Origin of the sequence: Mycobacterium sp. 20KCMC460 (assembly GCF_022179425.1) — a bacterium.
GTDB classification, from domain to species: domain Bacteria; phylum Actinomycetota; class Actinomycetes; order Mycobacteriales; family Mycobacteriaceae; genus Mycobacterium; species Mycobacterium kiyosense.
Window position 1 is genome coordinate 4,505,488 of record NZ_AP025524.1, and the last position, 14,906, is coordinate 4,520,393.

General features: G+C 67.0%; 13 protein-coding genes. 6 read left to right on the forward strand and 7 right to left on the reverse strand.

Features of this window, described 5'->3' with window-relative positions; genetic code table 11:
- Position 1: 1 nt before the first annotated feature.
- Positions 2-1,624 carry an NAD(P)/FAD-dependent oxidoreductase gene (locus tag MKCMC460_RS20760; RefSeq protein ID WP_255730771.1) on the reverse strand — a complete coding sequence of 541 codons (1,623 nt, stop codon included), beginning with the start codon at positions 1,622-1,624 and terminating at the stop codon, positions 2-4.
- 169 nt (positions 1,625-1,793) lie between these two features.
- Here MKCMC460_RS20760 and MKCMC460_RS20765 point away from each other — a divergent pair, with 169 nt between their 5' ends.
- The 4 genes from MKCMC460_RS20765 to MKCMC460_RS20780 are packed head-to-tail and all read left to right on the forward strand — an operon-like array spanning position 1,794 to position 5,699.
- Positions 1,794-2,804: a Rieske 2Fe-2S domain-containing protein gene (locus MKCMC460_RS20765; protein WP_236976767.1), complete on the forward strand. Its 1,011-nt coding sequence runs from the start codon at positions 1,794-1,796 to the stop codon at positions 2,802-2,804.
- Complete coding sequence (locus tag MKCMC460_RS20770; RefSeq protein WP_236976769.1) at positions 2,801-3,421, forward strand: cysteine hydrolase; 621 nt, start codon at positions 2,801-2,803, stop codon at positions 3,419-3,421. The genes MKCMC460_RS20765 and MKCMC460_RS20770 overlap by 4 nt, the downstream gene beginning before the upstream one ends.
- Complete coding sequence (locus MKCMC460_RS20775) at positions 3,418-4,038, forward strand: PaaI family thioesterase (protein WP_236976770.1); 621 nt, start codon at positions 3,418-3,420, stop codon at positions 4,036-4,038. The genes MKCMC460_RS20770 and MKCMC460_RS20775 overlap by 4 nt, the downstream gene beginning before the upstream one ends.
- An 8-nt stretch (positions 4,039-4,046) precedes the next feature.
- The gene (locus MKCMC460_RS20780; protein ID WP_236976771.1) at positions 4,047-5,699 is read left to right on the forward strand and encodes an acyl-CoA synthetase; all 1,653 of its coding nucleotides are present in this window, start codon (positions 4,047-4,049) and stop codon (positions 5,697-5,699) included.
- A gap of 131 nt (positions 5,700-5,830) precedes the next feature.
- On the opposite strand, the gene MKCMC460_RS20785 is transcribed toward MKCMC460_RS20780, so the two are convergent.
- Entirely contained in the window at positions 5,831-6,910 is a 1,080-nt protein-coding gene (locus tag MKCMC460_RS20785; RefSeq protein ID WP_236976772.1) for an LLM class F420-dependent oxidoreductase, read from the reverse strand.
- A gap of 65 nt (positions 6,911-6,975) precedes the next feature.
- Between MKCMC460_RS20785 and MKCMC460_RS20790 the strand changes: the two genes are divergently transcribed.
- The gene (locus MKCMC460_RS20790) at positions 6,976-7,362 is read left to right on the forward strand and encodes a lipocalin-like domain-containing protein (protein WP_236976773.1); all 387 of its coding nucleotides are present in this window, start codon (positions 6,976-6,978) and stop codon (positions 7,360-7,362) included.
- Here MKCMC460_RS20790 and MKCMC460_RS20795 read toward each other — a convergent pair.
- Positions 7,359-8,564: a cytochrome P450 gene (locus MKCMC460_RS20795; protein WP_236976774.1), complete on the reverse strand. Its 1,206-nt coding sequence runs from the start codon at positions 8,562-8,564 to the stop codon at positions 7,359-7,361. The two genes, MKCMC460_RS20790 and MKCMC460_RS20795, sit on opposite strands and share 4 nt — an antisense overlap.
- A gap of 214 nt (positions 8,565-8,778) precedes the next feature.
- On the opposite strand from MKCMC460_RS20795, the gene MKCMC460_RS20800 reads away from it, so the two are divergent.
- A complete protein-coding gene (locus MKCMC460_RS20800; RefSeq protein ID WP_236976775.1) occupies positions 8,779-9,924 on the forward strand; it encodes a thiolase family protein in 1,146 nt (381 codons plus the stop codon).
- Positions 9,925-10,173: 249 nt separating this feature from the next.
- Here MKCMC460_RS20800 and MKCMC460_RS20805 read toward each other — a convergent pair whose 3' ends face one another.
- Genes MKCMC460_RS20805 through MKCMC460_RS20820 form a run of 4 tightly spaced genes read right to left on the reverse strand, consistent with a single transcriptional unit; the run spans position 10,174 to position 14,906 of the window.
- The gene (locus tag MKCMC460_RS20805; RefSeq protein WP_236976777.1) at positions 10,174-11,373 is read right to left on the reverse strand and encodes an acyl-CoA dehydrogenase family protein; all 1,200 of its coding nucleotides are present in this window, start codon (positions 11,371-11,373) and stop codon (positions 10,174-10,176) included.
- Positions 11,374-11,377: 4 nt separating this feature from the next.
- Complete coding sequence (locus MKCMC460_RS20810) at positions 11,378-12,424, reverse strand: acyl-CoA dehydrogenase family protein (RefSeq protein ID WP_236976779.1); 1,047 nt, start codon at positions 12,422-12,424, stop codon at positions 11,378-11,380.
- Positions 12,424-13,278 (reverse strand): amidohydrolase family protein, encoded by an 855-nt coding sequence (locus tag MKCMC460_RS20815; protein WP_236976781.1) that lies wholly within the window; start codon positions 13,276-13,278, stop codon positions 12,424-12,426. Before MKCMC460_RS20815 ends, MKCMC460_RS20810 begins: the two co-directional genes overlap by 1 nt.
- The gene (locus tag MKCMC460_RS20820; protein ID WP_238304756.1) at positions 13,275-14,906 is read right to left on the reverse strand and encodes an acyl-CoA synthetase; all 1,632 of its coding nucleotides are present in this window, start codon (positions 14,904-14,906) and stop codon (positions 13,275-13,277) included. The genes MKCMC460_RS20815 and MKCMC460_RS20820 overlap by 4 nt, the downstream gene beginning before the upstream one ends.

Consider the following 14,906-nt stretch of genomic DNA (forward strand, 5'->3'; position numbering starts at 1 on the left):
CCTACCTCAGCTTGAAACCGGTATAGCCGGTGGCGGCGATCTCGTCGCAGCGTCGCCGGTATTCGGGGATTCCGCCGGTATAGCCCATGTACATCCGTTTCTTGCCGGGTACGTTGCCACCGTTGTACCAAGAGTTGCAGGACGGATGGACCAGGACCGTCGCCGCCACCAGCGAGGTGGCGTGGTCGATCCATTCCCGTTGTGCGCTCTCGAGGGCTTCGATGGTGCGAATCCCGTTGCCGCGCAGATAAGCAACGCAGTCGGCTATCCATTCGACGTGTTGCTCGAGGGCGGCCACGTAGTTGGTCGCTGCGCTGGGGCTGCCGGGCCCCTGGATGGTGAACAGGTTCGGGAAGCCGGCGACCGCCAAACCCAGATACGACAACGGTCCCTCCTCGGCCCAATACCGGCCCAGGGACATCCCGTCGCGGCCGCGGATGTCGATGCGGCTCAACGCCCCGGTCATCGCGTCGAATCCGGTGGCGTAGACGATCACGTCGAGTTGGTACTCGTTGCGCTGGGTGCGGATGCCGGTTCGGGTGACCGTTCGGATCGGGTCGGCGCGCAGGTCGACCAGGGTGACGTTGTCCCGGTTGAACGTCTGGTAATAGCCCTGGTCGATGATCGGACGCTTGCAGGCGAACGGGTGCCGAGGTACCAGCGCGGCCGCCGTCGCCGGATCCTTGACAATTCGCGCGACCGCTTCGCCGTAGAGCTCCGCGGCCATCCGGTTGGCCTCGATATCGAAGAAGACGTCGCTCCAATTCAATGCTCCCAGAACGCCTTTCTCCTCGATTGCGCGTAGTTGCTCGTCCCGGGTCGCCGTCTTCAGCGCCGGGCTGGCCAGCATCTCCAACAGCACCGAGAACGCGCTCAGCCGGGCCGCGCCGATCGGGTGCTCGCGTTGCGCGGCGCGTATCTCGCCGTAGCGGGCCTTCATCGCGTCGAGTTCGCCCGGTTCGAACCGGTGCACCCGCCACGGCAGGGTGTAGGGGGCCGAACGCTGGAACACGACGAGCTGCTGAGCTTCCCGGGCCACCACCGGGATGAGCTGGACGCCGGTGGAGCCGGTCCCGATCACACCGACCCGCTTTCCGCTCAGCTCGAAACCCTCGCGTGGCCAGCGGCTGGTGTACAGCGATGTCCCGGCGAACGACTCCCGGCCGGGGATGTCGGGTTCCAGCGGCACCGACAGGATGCCGGAGGCGGCCACGACGAACGCGGCGGTGTAGGTCTGTCCGGCCTGCGTCCGCACCTGCCAAACCGCGGCGTCTTCGTCGAAGGTCATCGCGACCACCTGGGCGCCGAAGGTGATGTCGCGGCGCAGGTCCAGGCGGTCGGCGACGAAGTTCAGGTAGGCCTCGATCTCGGGCTGGGCCGGCATGGACTCGGTCCATACCCACTCCTGCTGAATATCTTCGGAGAAGCTGTAGGAGTATTCGATGCTCTCGATGTCGCAGCGCGCACCCGGGTAGCGGTTCACCAGCCAGGTGCCACCGACACTGTCGGCCATCTCCAGAACCAGGGTGCGCAGCCCGAGTTCGCGCAGCCGGTGCAGCATGTACAGGCCGGCGAATCCGGCCCCGATGACGAGTACGTCGAGAACGTCGCAGTCAGGATCCACCGAAAACCCGCACTGTGGTCCCGGCGGTGAGCCGGCGTATCGCCTCGAGTTCGTCCGCCGCTGCGGTCATGTCACTCCTCGCCCACACCGGACGGTCTGTCAGTTGCCGTCCAGCTGAAATCTATACTGTAATGGATTAAGTATCAGCCCACACGCGAAAGGTGCCGCCGTGAAGGTCCCTTTCACCTGGAAAGTCACCGGGTGGTTCATGGTCGGGTGGTCGCCCGAATTCCCGGTCGGCGAGGTGCGCCCGTTGCAGTACTTCGGCGAAGACCTGGTCGCTTACCGCGACGAGGCCGGCACGCTGCACGTGCTGGAAGCTCACTGCAAGCACCTCGGTGCCCACCTCGGTCACGGCGGCACGGTGATCGGCGACTGCGTGCAATGCCCGTTCCACGGGTGGCGCTGGGGGCCGGACGGCACCAACCGGTACATCCCCTACCAGCCGGACCGCCCCAACAAGGCGCTGACGCTGCGGGCATATCCCGTCCACGAACAGTACGACTGCGTATTCGTCTGGCACCACCCCGACGGTAAGGAACCGCAGTGGGAGATGCCCGACATCTTCACCAAGTTCCCGCAGTTCGAGACGGACCCGTCGGCCTACTACCGGGCCTACCCGGAGTTCTCCCGGCGCGCCGAACGCGAGCCGGTGCATCCGCAGATCGTGGCCGAAAACGCACCGGACAGCGCGCATTTCGAATACGTGCACCACGCGACCGTGACGCCGCGGGTGCTGGACTGGCGCATCGTCGACCACGAATGGCAGTTCACCGCCGGCTGGCCGGACGCACGCAGCGACGATCCCGACGATTTGGCGCTGGTGTTCCACAGCCACCTGTTCGGGCTCGGCGGCGCTATCAGCGTGTTCGAGGGCGCCCAGAACCACCGGCTGATCTTCACCTGCACGCCGGTCGACGACCAGTGTTCGGACCTGTTCTACTCGATCTGGTGGCCGCGGGTGCCGGGCGACGAGGCCCCGGTGCCCGAGGGCAAGCTACGCGAGCTGATCGAAAAGCAGTTCCTGTCAACCGTTTTCGACGACCTGCAGATCTGGCGCTACCAGAAGTACGTGGAGCGTCCGCCGCTGTCCAAGGTGGACGCGAAAGGCTATATGGCGCTGCGGAAATGGGCGACACAGTTCTACGATGTCCCGGCCGGCGTCGGGGCTCCGGCATGACGAGCCGGCTCGTCGGCCTCGTCGAGCCGGGGCGCACCGCGGTCGTCACCCAGGAATGCCAGGGCGCAGTGATGGGCGCCGACGCCGGGCTGGGGATGCTGGCCGCCGAGGCACGCCGGGTGGCGCTGCCCAATATCGTCCGGCTGCTTCCGGCGGCGCGGGCCGCCGGCGTGCACGTGGTGCACTGCCTGGTGCAGAAGCGGCCGGACGGGCTGGGATCCAACCACAACGCCAAGATCTTCGCCCTGGACCGTGGCGAAGTGGACATCACTCCCGGCACCCCCGGCGCGAAACTGTTGCCCGAATTAGGTCCGGAGCCAACGGATCTGGTGCTGGCCCGCTGGCACGGCGTCGGGCCGATGGGCGGCACCGACCTGGACGCGGTGCTGCGCAACCTCGGCGTGTCCACCGTCGTGGTGGTGGGCGTTTCGCTCAACATCGCGATCCCCAACTTCGTGATGGACGCCGTCAACGCCGCTTACCGGGTGGTGCTGCCCCGCGACGCGGTGGCCGGCATCCCCACCGAATACGGCGAAGCCATGATCGCCAACACCCTGTCGCTGCTGGCCACCATCACCACCACCGACGACCTGCTGCACACCTGGCAGGCGGCATGACCGAGACCGCATCGCCGAGCCGCGGCGGCTTTCCCGACCTCAGACCGGTCCAGGATGCGCCCCCGGAACTGAACCGCTACGTGGCCGCACTGCACCGGCTGCAGGATCTGACCGTCTCCACCCGCCCGGACCCCGCACTCTGGACCGCCGCCGCCGAACACCTCGAACAGGCGTGTGCGCTGCTGGACGGCCATCAGGTTGCGGAGGTCGAGGCCGTGGCCGGCCGGGTCCTCACCATCCCCGGTCTGGGACATCCGCTGCTGCCGCCGTGGACGGTCGCCGAGTCCGGCCGCGACGGGGTGACCATGGCCGGGCACTTCAGACAGGCCCACGTCGGCGGTAATCACGCCGTGCACGGGGGCATGATTCCGCTGCTCTACGACTGGCTGTTCGGCATGGTGGTCACCGCCGCCGAGATCCGCCCGACCCGCACCGCCTACCTGCATGTGGACTACCGCAAGATCACCCCGATCGACGAGCCACTGACCGCCCGCGGCAGGATCAGCGACGTCGACGGCCGGAAGGTTTTCATTGCGGCTACCATGACGTCGGCCGACGGAACGGTGCTGACCGAAGCCCGTGGGCTGATGGTCCGCTTGTTACCCCACCAGCCGTGAGAGAGATAATGACAGACAGCACAACGCAATTCACGGTACCGGAGGTCATGGCCGCCGTGGTGGCCGCAATACCCGACCGGGAGCTGGTCATCCACGGCGACCGGCGGTTCAGCTATGCGCAGATCTTCGAGCGATCCAACCGGCTGGCCAACTACCTGCATTCGCGCGGGCTGGGCTGCCACACCGAACGCTCCGACATCGCCGGGCACGAGACCGGACAGGACCTGCTCGGCATCTACGCCTACAACGGCAGCGAGTACGTCGAGACGCTGCTCGGCTGCTTCGCCGCCCGGGTGGCTCCGTTCAACGTCAACTTCCGCTATGTCAAGAACGAGTTGCAGTACCTGCTGGCCGACGCCGGTGCCACCGCGCTGGTGTACCACGCCACCTTCGCGCCGCGGGTCGCCGAGATCCTGCCCGACCTGCCCCAGCTGCGGGTCCTGATCCAGATCGCCGACGACTCCGGCAACGAATTGCTGGACGGCGCAGTCGATTATGAAGAGGCACTGGCATCGGCCAGCCCCGAGGTGCCGCCGGTGCAACACTCGCCCGACGACCTCTACGTCCTCTACACCGGCGGCACCACCGGGATGCCCAAGGGCGTGCTGTGGCGCCAGGCCGACATCTTCATGACCTCCTTCGGCGGCCGTGACCTGGTCACCGGTCAGCCGGTCGCCGCCGTGGAGGACGTGGTGGCGCGGGTGACCGCCGGCCCCGGCGCCAAGATGATGGTGCTGCCGCCGTTGATGCACGGCGCCGCGCAGTGGAGTGTGATGACGGCGATCACCACCGGCCAGTCGGTGGTGTTCCCGACGGTGGTCGACCGGATGGACGCCGACGACGTGGTCCGCACCATCGAGCGGGAAAAGGTCATGGTGGTCACCGTGGTCGGCGACGCGATCGCGCGGCCGCTGGTCGCCGCCATCGACAAGGGCATCGCCGATGTGTCGTCGCTGGCCGTGATCGCCAACGGCGGGGCGCTGCTGACGCCCTACGTCAAGCAGCGACTGATCGAGGTGCTGCCCAACGCCATCATCATCGACGGTGTCGGGTCGTCGGAGACCGGCGCGCAGATGCACCACATGTCCATGTCCGGGTCGGTGTCCACCGGCACCTTCAACGCCGGGCCGGACACCTTCGTGGCCGCCGAGGACCTGTCCTCGATCCTGGCGCCCGGTCACGAAGGTCTCGGCTGGCTGGCGCAGCGCGGCTACGTGCCGCTGGGTTACAAGGGCGATGCCACCAAGACCGCCGCGACCTTCCCGGTCATCGATGGGGTGCGCTACGCCATCCCCGGCGACCGGGCCCGGCACCGCGACGAGGGCAACATCGAACTGCTCGGCCGCGACTCGGTGACCATCAACTCCGGCGGCGAGAAGATCTTCGCCGAGGAGGTCGAGACCGCGATCGCCTCGCATCCCGCGGTGGCCGACGTGGTGGTCGCCGGACGGCCCAGTGAGCGCTGGGGCCAGGAGGTGGTGGCCGTCGTCGCGCTGGCCGAAGGCGCCAGCGCCGAGGCCGACGAGTTGATCGCGCACACCGCAAATTCGTTGGCGCGCTACAAACTTCCCAAGGCGATCGTGTTCCGCGACGTCATCCAGCGCAGCCCGTCGGGCAAGGCGGACTACCGCTGGGCCAAGGAGCAGGCCCTCAACCCGTGAGCCGGCCGGTCGGTCGCGCGACGCGGCGCCCGCTTAACCCGCTCACGCGCTTACCCGCTTAACCGCTTACGCCGCTTACCCGCTCACGCCGAGCGTCACGCTGGCGTGACGCTCGACCGTCCAGCGTTGCACTAGCGTGACGTTGAGCGGCCCGAAGGTTCGGCGATCGGCGTATCGGGGGCGGCGCGCATCTGCTGCAGGATCGAGATGACCGTTTCGGCGGGCAGTGCCGCTGGCAGTGCCGGCATCACCCGGTCCACCGCGCCCACGCAACGAGCACGCAGCGCGGCGGCCAGTTCGTCGACAGGTGCCACGACGGCGAAGGCGTCCAGCACGTCGTCGTCGATCAACTCGGCCATCGCATCCCATTCACCCTGCCGGGACAGCCGATGTAGCTCGGTGTGCAGGTCTGCCCAGCCGTGCAGGTCGAGCACCTTCAGGTACGCCGGCGTGGACCCGTAGAAGGCGATCTGCTTACGCACTCCGGCGGCCGCGGCGGCCATCTCGGCTTCGGTTCGACCCGTCACCACGAACACCGGACACGCCACCGCGACCTCACCGGGATCCCGTCCGGCGCGCGTGATTCCGCGCCGCAACGCCGGCAGCGTCACCTCGTCCAGATACCGGCGGGTGGTGAAGGCGTGGGCGATCAGACCGTCGGTGACCTCACCGCACAGCTGCGTCATCGCCTCGCCGACCGCGGAGACGAAAACCTTTGGCACCGAACAGGTCAGGCGTTCCGGGGTGAACATCGGCGTCATGATCTTGTGGGTGTAGAACTCCCCTTCGAAGCTTAACCGGGTCCCGTGCTGCCAGCAGTCCCAGATCGCCCGGACCGCCGCGATGAACTCGCGCATCCTGGCCACCGGCCGGCTCCACGGCATGCTGAACCGCTTCTCGATGTGCGGCTGGATCTGGGTGCCCAACCCCAGGATGAACCGGCCGCCGGAGTAGGACTGCAGGTCCCAGGCGACGTTGGCGACGATCATCGGGTTACGGGCGAAGGCCACCGCAATGCTGGTGCCTATCTCGATCGTGGCGGTGTGTTCGGCTGCGAGCAGCATGGGCAGGAACGGATCGTGGTTGATCTCTCCGGTCCATCCGCCGTCATAGCCACGACGCTGCAGCTCGGCCGCGACCGCGGGCACGCGCGCCAGTTCCATGGGGATGCCCCCATCGATTTTGATCGCGGCGCCGGACTGGTCATTCATCGCTACGCCAGCACTCCGCTCATGCGGGTGGACGTTACTGTAATTGATTCGATAGGTTCAACCGGATGAGTGGGTTAGCTGAAGCGCTGCTGGGCGGCTGGCTGCTGGAATCGTTCGTGTCCCGTCATGACGGCACCGACGAGGTCCGGCACCCGTTCGGGGACAACCCGTCCGGGTTGATCCTCTACACCGCCGACGGCCACATGTCGGCCCAGTTGACGCCCGGCGGCGACGGCGAATTCGTCTCCTACGGCGGCAGGTTCGACGTCGACGAAGCCGCGGCGACGGTGTGCCACCACGTGGTCATCTCGACACTGCCGGAGTTGTTGCGCCAGCCGCAGATTCGGCACGCCAAGATCGACGGGGACCGGTTGACCCTGTCGGTGACCCAAACCTCCGCGAAAGGCCGCGTCGTACACAGCACCCTGGTCTGGCGCCGCGACACCGGTTAGCGCAGCACCCGCACCGGTACGTTGCTCCACCCGGCCACGTTCTGCATGTTCACCCGCTTGCAGCCGTCCCAGTCGACCTCGTAGTGCGGCATGAAATCCAGCATTCGCTCGAGCGCGATCACGCTCTCCAACCGGGCCAGGGCGGCGCCCAGGCAGCTGTGAATCCCGTAGCCGAGCCCCAGGTTCTGCGCCTCGGTGCGGTCCCGGTCCAGCTCGAAGGTGTCCGCGTCGGTCCAGGCTTGCGGATCCCGATTCGCCGAGGCGCCCACCAGGAACACCGGTTTGCCGGCCGGAATCGTCACCCCGTGCAACGTGACCTCGCGCATCGAACGGCGCACGTTGTACTGCGATGGCGCCTCATAACGCAACAGTTCCTCGACCGCCAGCGGCACCTTGCTGCGGTCGTCCAGCAGTTTCTGCCACTGGCCCGGGTTTCGTGCGAACACCACTGCCGCATTGCCCAGCAACTTGGTCACGGTCTCGGCGCCCGCACCACCCAACAATGTTGCGAATTCCGTGATCTCGAGATTGTTCAGCGGCACCAGTTGGCCGTCGTCGCGCTCGATCTCGGACTCGATCAGCTTGCTCAGCAGGTCGTCGCCCAGGTCCTCACGACGTGCCTTGATCAGCCGGTAGTAATAGATGGACATGTCGATGGCCGATTTGATGCCGCCCTCGCTGGCCTCGACCTGGCCGGGTTCGCGGTGCAACAGGTCGTCGATCCAGATCCGGATCTGTTGGCGATCCGGTTCGGGTACGCCCTGCAATGTGGTCATCACATCGACCGGGAACAGCGCGGAGAAGTCCTGGACGAAGTCGAAGCCGTCCGGGTTCAGCGCGGCGAGGTGCTTGTCGACGGACTCGGTCACCAGTGGCCGGAACGCCTGAATGGCGCGCGGGGTGAACACCTTGTTGAGCAGGCCCCGCATGCGCCGGTGCGCCGGCGGATCCATTGCGATGATCGACCCGTGCTCGGCGACCTGACCGGTGCGCACCTGGGCGAGGTCCACGCCGTAGGCCGACGAGAAGGTCTGGTGATCCTTGAACGCCGCCGCGACGTCTTCGTGGCGCGTCAGTGCGTAGAAGTCGTATTCCGCGCTGTAGTAGACGGGCGCTTCCGCCCGCATCCGGCGGTAGGTCTGGTAGGGGTCGGTGAAAAACTCCTCAGAGAACGGGTCGAACACCACCGTGGCTGTGGTCATGAAATCGCCCTTCTAGCAATGACTTTCGCTCTGCGGACCCGAATCCGATCCGGCGCGGGCCGATACACACCGGCGACTTCCACCAACCTGCCCACGGGGCGCGACCCCTCCCTGCTGACGGCACCTTCGGAACGCTCAACGGTAATGGTTACAGTAGTATAGACAAGTCTGTCCGTACAGCATGCACCGAACCTCGACCGGAAGGCGTTGCTCCGTGAATGATGTGGCCATCGTCGGCGTGGGTCTGCACCCCTTCGGCCGGTTCGACGGGAAGTCCGCAATGCAGATGGGTGTCGAGGCCATCGTCGCCGCCGTCGCGGACGCCGGCGTGCAGTGGAGCGACATCCAGGCGGCCACCGGAGGCAGTTGGACGGTGGCCAACCCGGACGCCATCGTGGGGATGGTCGGGCTGTCCGGCATACCGTTCACCAACGTCTTCAACGCCTGCGCCACCGCGGCCAGTGCCGCCAAGGCCTGTGCCGACGGGATCAGGTTGGGCGACTACGACATCGGCATCGCCGTCGGTCTGGACAAGCACCCCCGCGGCGCGTTCACCGAGGATCCCGCGCTGGTCGGGATGCCTCGCTGGTACGCCGAGAACGGTCAGTACCTCACCACCCAGTTCTTCGGTATGAAAGCCAACCGGTACCTACACGACCACGGCATCTCTCAGCGCACCCTGGCGCGCGTGGCCGCCAAGAACTTCCGCAACGGCGCGCTCAACCCGAATGCGTTTCGGCGCAAGCCGATCTCCGAGGAGGACATCCTCAACTCGACGATGCTGAACTACCCACTCACCCAGTACATGTTCTGCGCGCCGGACGAGGGCGCGGCCGCGGTGGTGATGTGCCGCGCCGAAATGGCACACCGCTACACCGACAAGCCGGTCTACCTCAAGGCTGTCGAGGTCCGCACCCGCAGGTACGGCGCCTACGAGGTCAACACCACCTTCGCCCCGGTCGAAGAGGACGTGGCGCCCACGGTGTACGCCGCCCGTGCCGCATTCGAGAAGGCCGGCGTCGGCCCCGACGAGGTCGACGTGATCCAGTTGCAGGACACCGACGCCGGCGCCGAAATCATCCATCTGGCCGAGTGCGGTTTCTGCGCACACGGCGACCAGGAGAAGCTGCTGGCCGAGGGCGCCACCGAGATCGGCGGGCCGATGCCGGTCAACACCGACGGTGGTCTGATCGCCAACGGCGAGCCGATCGGGGCCTCAGGGCTGCGCCAGATCCACGAGGTCGTCCGACAGCTGCGCGGCCAGGCCGGCGACCGCCAGGTACCCGGTGCGCCCAGAGTCGGTTTCACCCAGTTGTACGGTGCGCCCGGCACGGCGGCGGCGTGCGTGCTCACCACCTGAGCCTCGACCAGACCGGCGGCCGTCCGCCGCGCTATCGCATATTCTCCACGGCGCGGCGCGAGAACCCGAATCGGGCAGCCCTACAGCCCATTCGCCGCGGCCACCGCCACGCAGATCGAGGCCGGAACCACCAGTGCGTATCCACCGACCAGGTGCCCGCGACGATCCCCGTCACCGCGCCCGCGAGGAACAGCAGCGCGCGGGCACGTACGCCGCCCCGGCGTTGCACGGTTGACCGACTGGCGCGGGTCAGGAAACCTTCTGCACCGGCGGCGAGTAGTTCGGCTTGCCGAGTCCGAGCACATGCTGGGCGATCATGTTGCGGAACACTTCCAGTGTGCCGCCGTAGATCCCGGCCAGCGGGGCGAATCGGTAGAGATACTCCGATGTTCCGTTATCCGCTGCACCTTCGGTCTCGATCGGCAGCACCGATGCCGGCCCGGCGATGTCCATCAGGTCGGGCCCGATGTCGCGCATCGTCTGTGCCTGCGCGACCCGACCGAAGATGCTCGGAGTCGACAATGCCGCCTCCAACCGGGCTGTGCTGCGGCCCAGCCGGTAGGCGACCGATCCGTCGTCGATGCGCCGCGACCCGTCCGGTCCGCGGCGGCCCACCGAGGCCGCGACGGCATCCACGGCCGCCGACATGAACCCGGTCTGGTGCTGCATGATCGCGACATCCTGCAGGCCGTCCGACGCGGCGGCGACCGCGCCGTGTTCGGCGTCCAACGGCCCGCGCAGCACGGTCCAACCGCCGTTGACCTCGCCCAGCAGGTACTTGTCGTCGACCCGGACGTCACTGTAATAGACGATGTTGGTCCGGTCGCCGTCGACGGTGCGGATGCCCTGGATCTCGATGCCCGGCAGATCCAGCGGAACCAGAAACATGGTGAGGCTCTTGTGTTTCCGCGCGCTCGGGTCGGTGTTGGTGATCAGGAAGACGTACTGGCAGTTGTGCGCGCCGGTGGTGAACATCTTGGCGCCATTGACGATCCAGCTCGATCCATCCGCCTCCCGGACAGCCCGGGTCTTGCAGGTCGCCACGTCGGAACCACCCTCGGGTTCGGTGTAGCCCAGGCACATCCGGACTTCGCCGGTGAAGACTTTGGGCATCACTTCCTCGACGAGCTCGGGTTTGCCGAACGCGGCCACGGCGCGCGCCACCATCGCGGTGGTGCCCCAGGTGACCCAGGGTGTGTGCACCCGGCGCTTCTCCAGTTCCCAGATTCGCCGTCGTACCCGGGTGAACCCGCCGTCGGCCAACGGCTTCCACTCTTTCTCCAGGTATCCGGCGGCGCCCATCGCCAGGTGGACGGCCTCGTCGAAGTTGTCGCCGGTCTCGCGGTCGCGGCGACGCACCTCGTCGGTGACGTGTTCGGCGAGAAAGGCGCGGACTTCGGCCAGGAAAGCCTGATCTTCTTCGTCAAGCTCGACGCGGGTGAAATCCATTGCCTTATGCGCTTTCCCGCTCGGCGACGAGTTGTCCGACCTGTTTGGCGGTGAGGCCCGGATCACCACCGGCCAGCGCCCAGCCACGGGCCCGCACCAGATACGCCGTCGCGGCAGCCTCCACGGAAACTCCGAGTCCACCCTGGATATGCACCGCCATGGTTGCCGCTTTGGGCGCCTCCTCGGCCATGAAGACGAAGGCGCAGCCGGGCAGTTCGGGTCGCTCGTCGGGTTCGTTGTCCAGGAACCAGGCGGCCCGCCGGGCCAGGTTGCGTCCGCCCTGCACGGTGATGGCCATGTTGGCCAGCGGATGCGAGATCGCCTGCAGTGTCGAGATCGGGACGCCCAGGGTGTAGCGGGTCTTGGCGAATTCGGCGGCGATGGTCATGGTCTGCTCGACCAGTCCGGCCAGCGCGGCCGCGGTCAGCACCCGCCATTCGTCGAAGGCCCGACGGTAGGCGGCAAGCGCCTCCGGACCCGAACCCAGCACCGTCCGTGAATCCGCCGCCGCGGGGTCCACCCAGGCCATCGGCAGCTGCCCGAGATTGGGCACCCGCGCCGGTCTGGTGGCAAACGTCAGGAGCACCACCTCGTCGCCGTCGGCGACCACCAGGGCGTCGGCGATCGCCGCCGAGGCGACAAGCCTTGACCCGGTGGTCGATTCCGGCGCGACGTCGAGTCCCAGGATGCGGCTGCCCTTGACCACGTCGGCAAGATCGGCCTCGGCGACGCCGAGCCGTTCGGCCAGCCGCGCCGCGCAGACGTGCTCGATCCACGGCACCGGGGCCAGCGCCCGACCCAATTCCTCGGCCACCAGTGCGAGATCCACCAGCGTCGCGCCGTCGCCGCCCGAGTCCTCCCCCACCGCCATCGACGTCGCGCCGGTCGCGCACAATCGCTCCCACAAGCTCTTGTCGAACCCGGTTTCCTGTGCTGCCCAGACGGTTTCGATCGGGCAGTGGGTTTCCAGCAGCTGCCGATAGGCGGACTGAAGAGCCTTGTGGTCGTCGGTCAGGCTGTAGTCGACTCGGCGTAATTCGTAGCGATCCATCAGGGCTCCTGATCCTCGTCCGCGTTGAAGAAGAATGTGTCGGCATTGTTGTACAGGTAGTTGTCCAGGACTTCCGCGGGCAGGTCCAGGGCGTTGGCCTCCGGCACCACCCGGTGCTGGCGCAGCACCGGCCAGTCCGAGGCGAAGATCACCTTCTCGGCACCGCGGCTGCGCATGTAGTGAATCAGGCTGTCCGGCAACCGCTTCGGTGACCACGCTGAGGTCATCAGCCGCAGGTTGCGGTACTTGATCAGCATCCGGATCGCGATCTCCCACCACGGGTCTGCACCGTGAATCATGCACAACTTGAGTTCCGGGAAACGCACGCACACCCGGTCCAGATGGATCGGGTTCTGTACCTCGCCGGGGATCGGTGGGCCCGGGATGCCGGTGTTGACGCAGAGCGGCAGCCCGATCTCGGCGCATTTGGCATACAGCGGGTAGTAGACGGCGTCACTCGGCGGGTATTGCCCGTCTGCCCAGAAGCTGGGCCCCACAACGGTATAGGCGACCGGAAGGTCGGCCACCGTGGCGGCCAACTCGCGCAGCGACGCCACCGGGCGCAACAGGTTGACGCCCCCCATGGCGAGCGCGAAGCGGTCCGGGCGGGCTTCGACGAACTTGCGGGCGGTGACCGAAGGCTTGGCCAGGTTGTCCATCAGGATGGCCTTGCGCACCCCGTGCTGGTCCATCTCGTCGAGCAACTCAGGAAGCTCCACCGGGTCGAACATCGACTTGGGGCCCTTGAAGTAGTCGTCGCGGACTCTCTTCATGAATTCCGGTTGGGTCTCGGTCTCGCCGAAGTGGACGTTGACCAGGCAGTCGATGACTCGGCGGGGTCCGGACGGCGTCATCGGTGCATCCTTGCCGTGTCCGTGGCCTGTCGTCGGGCCCAGCGGTAGTCGGCCTTGCCGTTGCCCAGCCGGCGCACCTTGTCCACCACGATGAAGGCTTTCGGCGTCTTGAATCGCGCCAGCTCGGCGTTGCAGTGCTCCCGCAGCTCTTCCTCGGGCGCCTCGGCCCCGTCGCGTAACTCGACGAGCGCCACCACCTCCTGCCCCCAGCGTTCGCTGTCGCGGCCGATGACCAACGCGTCGGCGATGGCGGGATGGGCGCGCAGCACCTCTTCGACCTCCTCGACGAACACCTTCTCGCCACCGGTGTTGACCACCAGGGAATCGCGGCCGAACAGCCGCAACGTGCCGTCGGCGTCGACGGCGGCCCGGTCACCGGAGATCACCACCCGCTGTCCCTGCACCACCGGGAACGTCTTTGCGGTCGCGGCCTCGTCCTCGAAGTAGCCCAACGGGATTCGGCCGGTGCGGGCCACCCACCCGACGTGTGGTTCGCCCGGCCGCAGGAAGCGGGCGTAGTCCTCCGACAGCACCAGGCCGCCGGGCCGGATGGTGAAGGTGTCGGCCTGGGTGTCCTGCTTGCTGTGCCCGAATCCCATGTTTCCGGTCTCCGAAGATCCGTAGCCGTTGATCACGGTGATGTGCGGCAGGTACTTCAGCAGCGCCCGTTGGTGTTTGACGTTGGTGGCCGCTCCGCCGGTGCCGATGGCGAACAGACTGGACAGGTCGTAGCGGCGCCGGCCGAGTTCCTCGACGATCGGCGCGGCGTATGCGTCACCGACCATCGTCATCAGGCCCACTTTCTCGCGTTCGGCGATCTGCAGCACCGCGGCCGGGTCGAACTTCTGGCGGGTGTCGTAGAGCACGACGGTCTGCCCGTTCAGGATCGCCGAGAAGGCGGTCCACATGCCGGCCGCATGCATCAGTGGGGACACCGCGAACCAGGGCGCCCCGGCGTGTTGCACGCGCTGGTGGATTTCGGCGGCTTCCGCGTGGTCGGCACCGTTCATCGAGGACACATAGATGTCGGCCTGGCGCCACAGCACCCCCTTGGGGCGTCCGGTCGTGCCGCCGGTGCAGATCATCAGCAGATCATCCGGCTGCGGCGTCGTTGGGTGGTCGGAATCACCTTGTGCCAGTGCATCTTCGAGTGGCACAGCACCGGACAGCTCGGGCAGCTCGCTGCCGTCGTCGATCGAGATCAGCAGTTCGGTGCCTGCCCAGGACAGCGCGGGCAGGACGTCGGCGAACTTGGCGCCCAGCGCGCGGTGATAGATGACGCCGCGCGGCTTGACGTAGGCCAGCAGGTCGGCAACCTCGCGCGGGGTGTAGTAGTGATTCACGTTGACCGGAACCACCCGCGCCTTGAGGCACGCGATCACCATTTCTGGATACAGGTCGTTGTGCATGATCAGCGCGACCCGGTCCTGACCACACTCCCAGTTGCCCAGCTGGTCACGCTCGGTGTGCACGCCGAATCCGTTGGCCGCCAGGTAATTGGCCAGCCGGCGGGTCCGGTCCGCGGATTGCGCGAAGGTACTGCGGCGACTGCCACAGATCGTCATCAGCCGATCGGGCACTGCGTCGGCGACCGCGTCGAGGACCGCCCCGATCGTCCATTCGCCCAT

What these genes read in the sequence shown, in the direction of transcription:
- MKCMC460_RS20775 (WP_236976770.1), top strand. Translation starts at nt 3,418, where the DNA reads ATGACCGAGACCGCATCGCCGAGCCGCGGCGGCTTTCCCGACCTCAGA.
- MKCMC460_RS20810 (WP_236976779.1), bottom strand. Translation starts at nt 12,424, where the DNA reads ATGGATCGCTACGAATTACGCCGAGTCGACTACAGCCTGACCGACGAC.
- MKCMC460_RS20770 (WP_236976769.1), top strand. Translation starts at nt 2,801, where the DNA reads ATGACGAGCCGGCTCGTCGGCCTCGTCGAGCCGGGGCGCACCGCGGTC.
- MKCMC460_RS20790 (WP_236976773.1), top strand. Translation starts at nt 6,976, where the DNA reads ATGAGTGGGTTAGCTGAAGCGCTGCTGGGCGGCTGGCTGCTGGAATCG.
- MKCMC460_RS20820 (WP_238304756.1), bottom strand. Translation starts at nt 14,906, where the DNA reads ATGGGCGAATGGACGATCGGGGCGGTCCTCGACGCGGTCGCCGACGCA.
- MKCMC460_RS20780 (WP_236976771.1), top strand. Translation starts at nt 4,047, where the DNA reads ATGACAGACAGCACAACGCAATTCACGGTACCGGAGGTCATGGCCGCC.
- MKCMC460_RS20785 (WP_236976772.1), bottom strand. Translation starts at nt 6,910, where the DNA reads ATGAATGACCAGTCCGGCGCCGCGATCAAAATCGATGGGGGCATCCCC.
- MKCMC460_RS20795 (WP_236976774.1), bottom strand. Translation starts at nt 8,564, where the DNA reads ATGACCACAGCCACGGTGGTGTTCGACCCGTTCTCTGAGGAGTTTTTC.
- MKCMC460_RS20815 (WP_236976781.1), bottom strand. Translation starts at nt 13,278, where the DNA reads ATGACGCCGTCCGGACCCCGCCGAGTCATCGACTGCCTGGTCAACGTC.
- MKCMC460_RS20805 (WP_236976777.1), bottom strand. Translation starts at nt 11,373, where the DNA reads ATGGATTTCACCCGCGTCGAGCTTGACGAAGAAGATCAGGCTTTCCTG.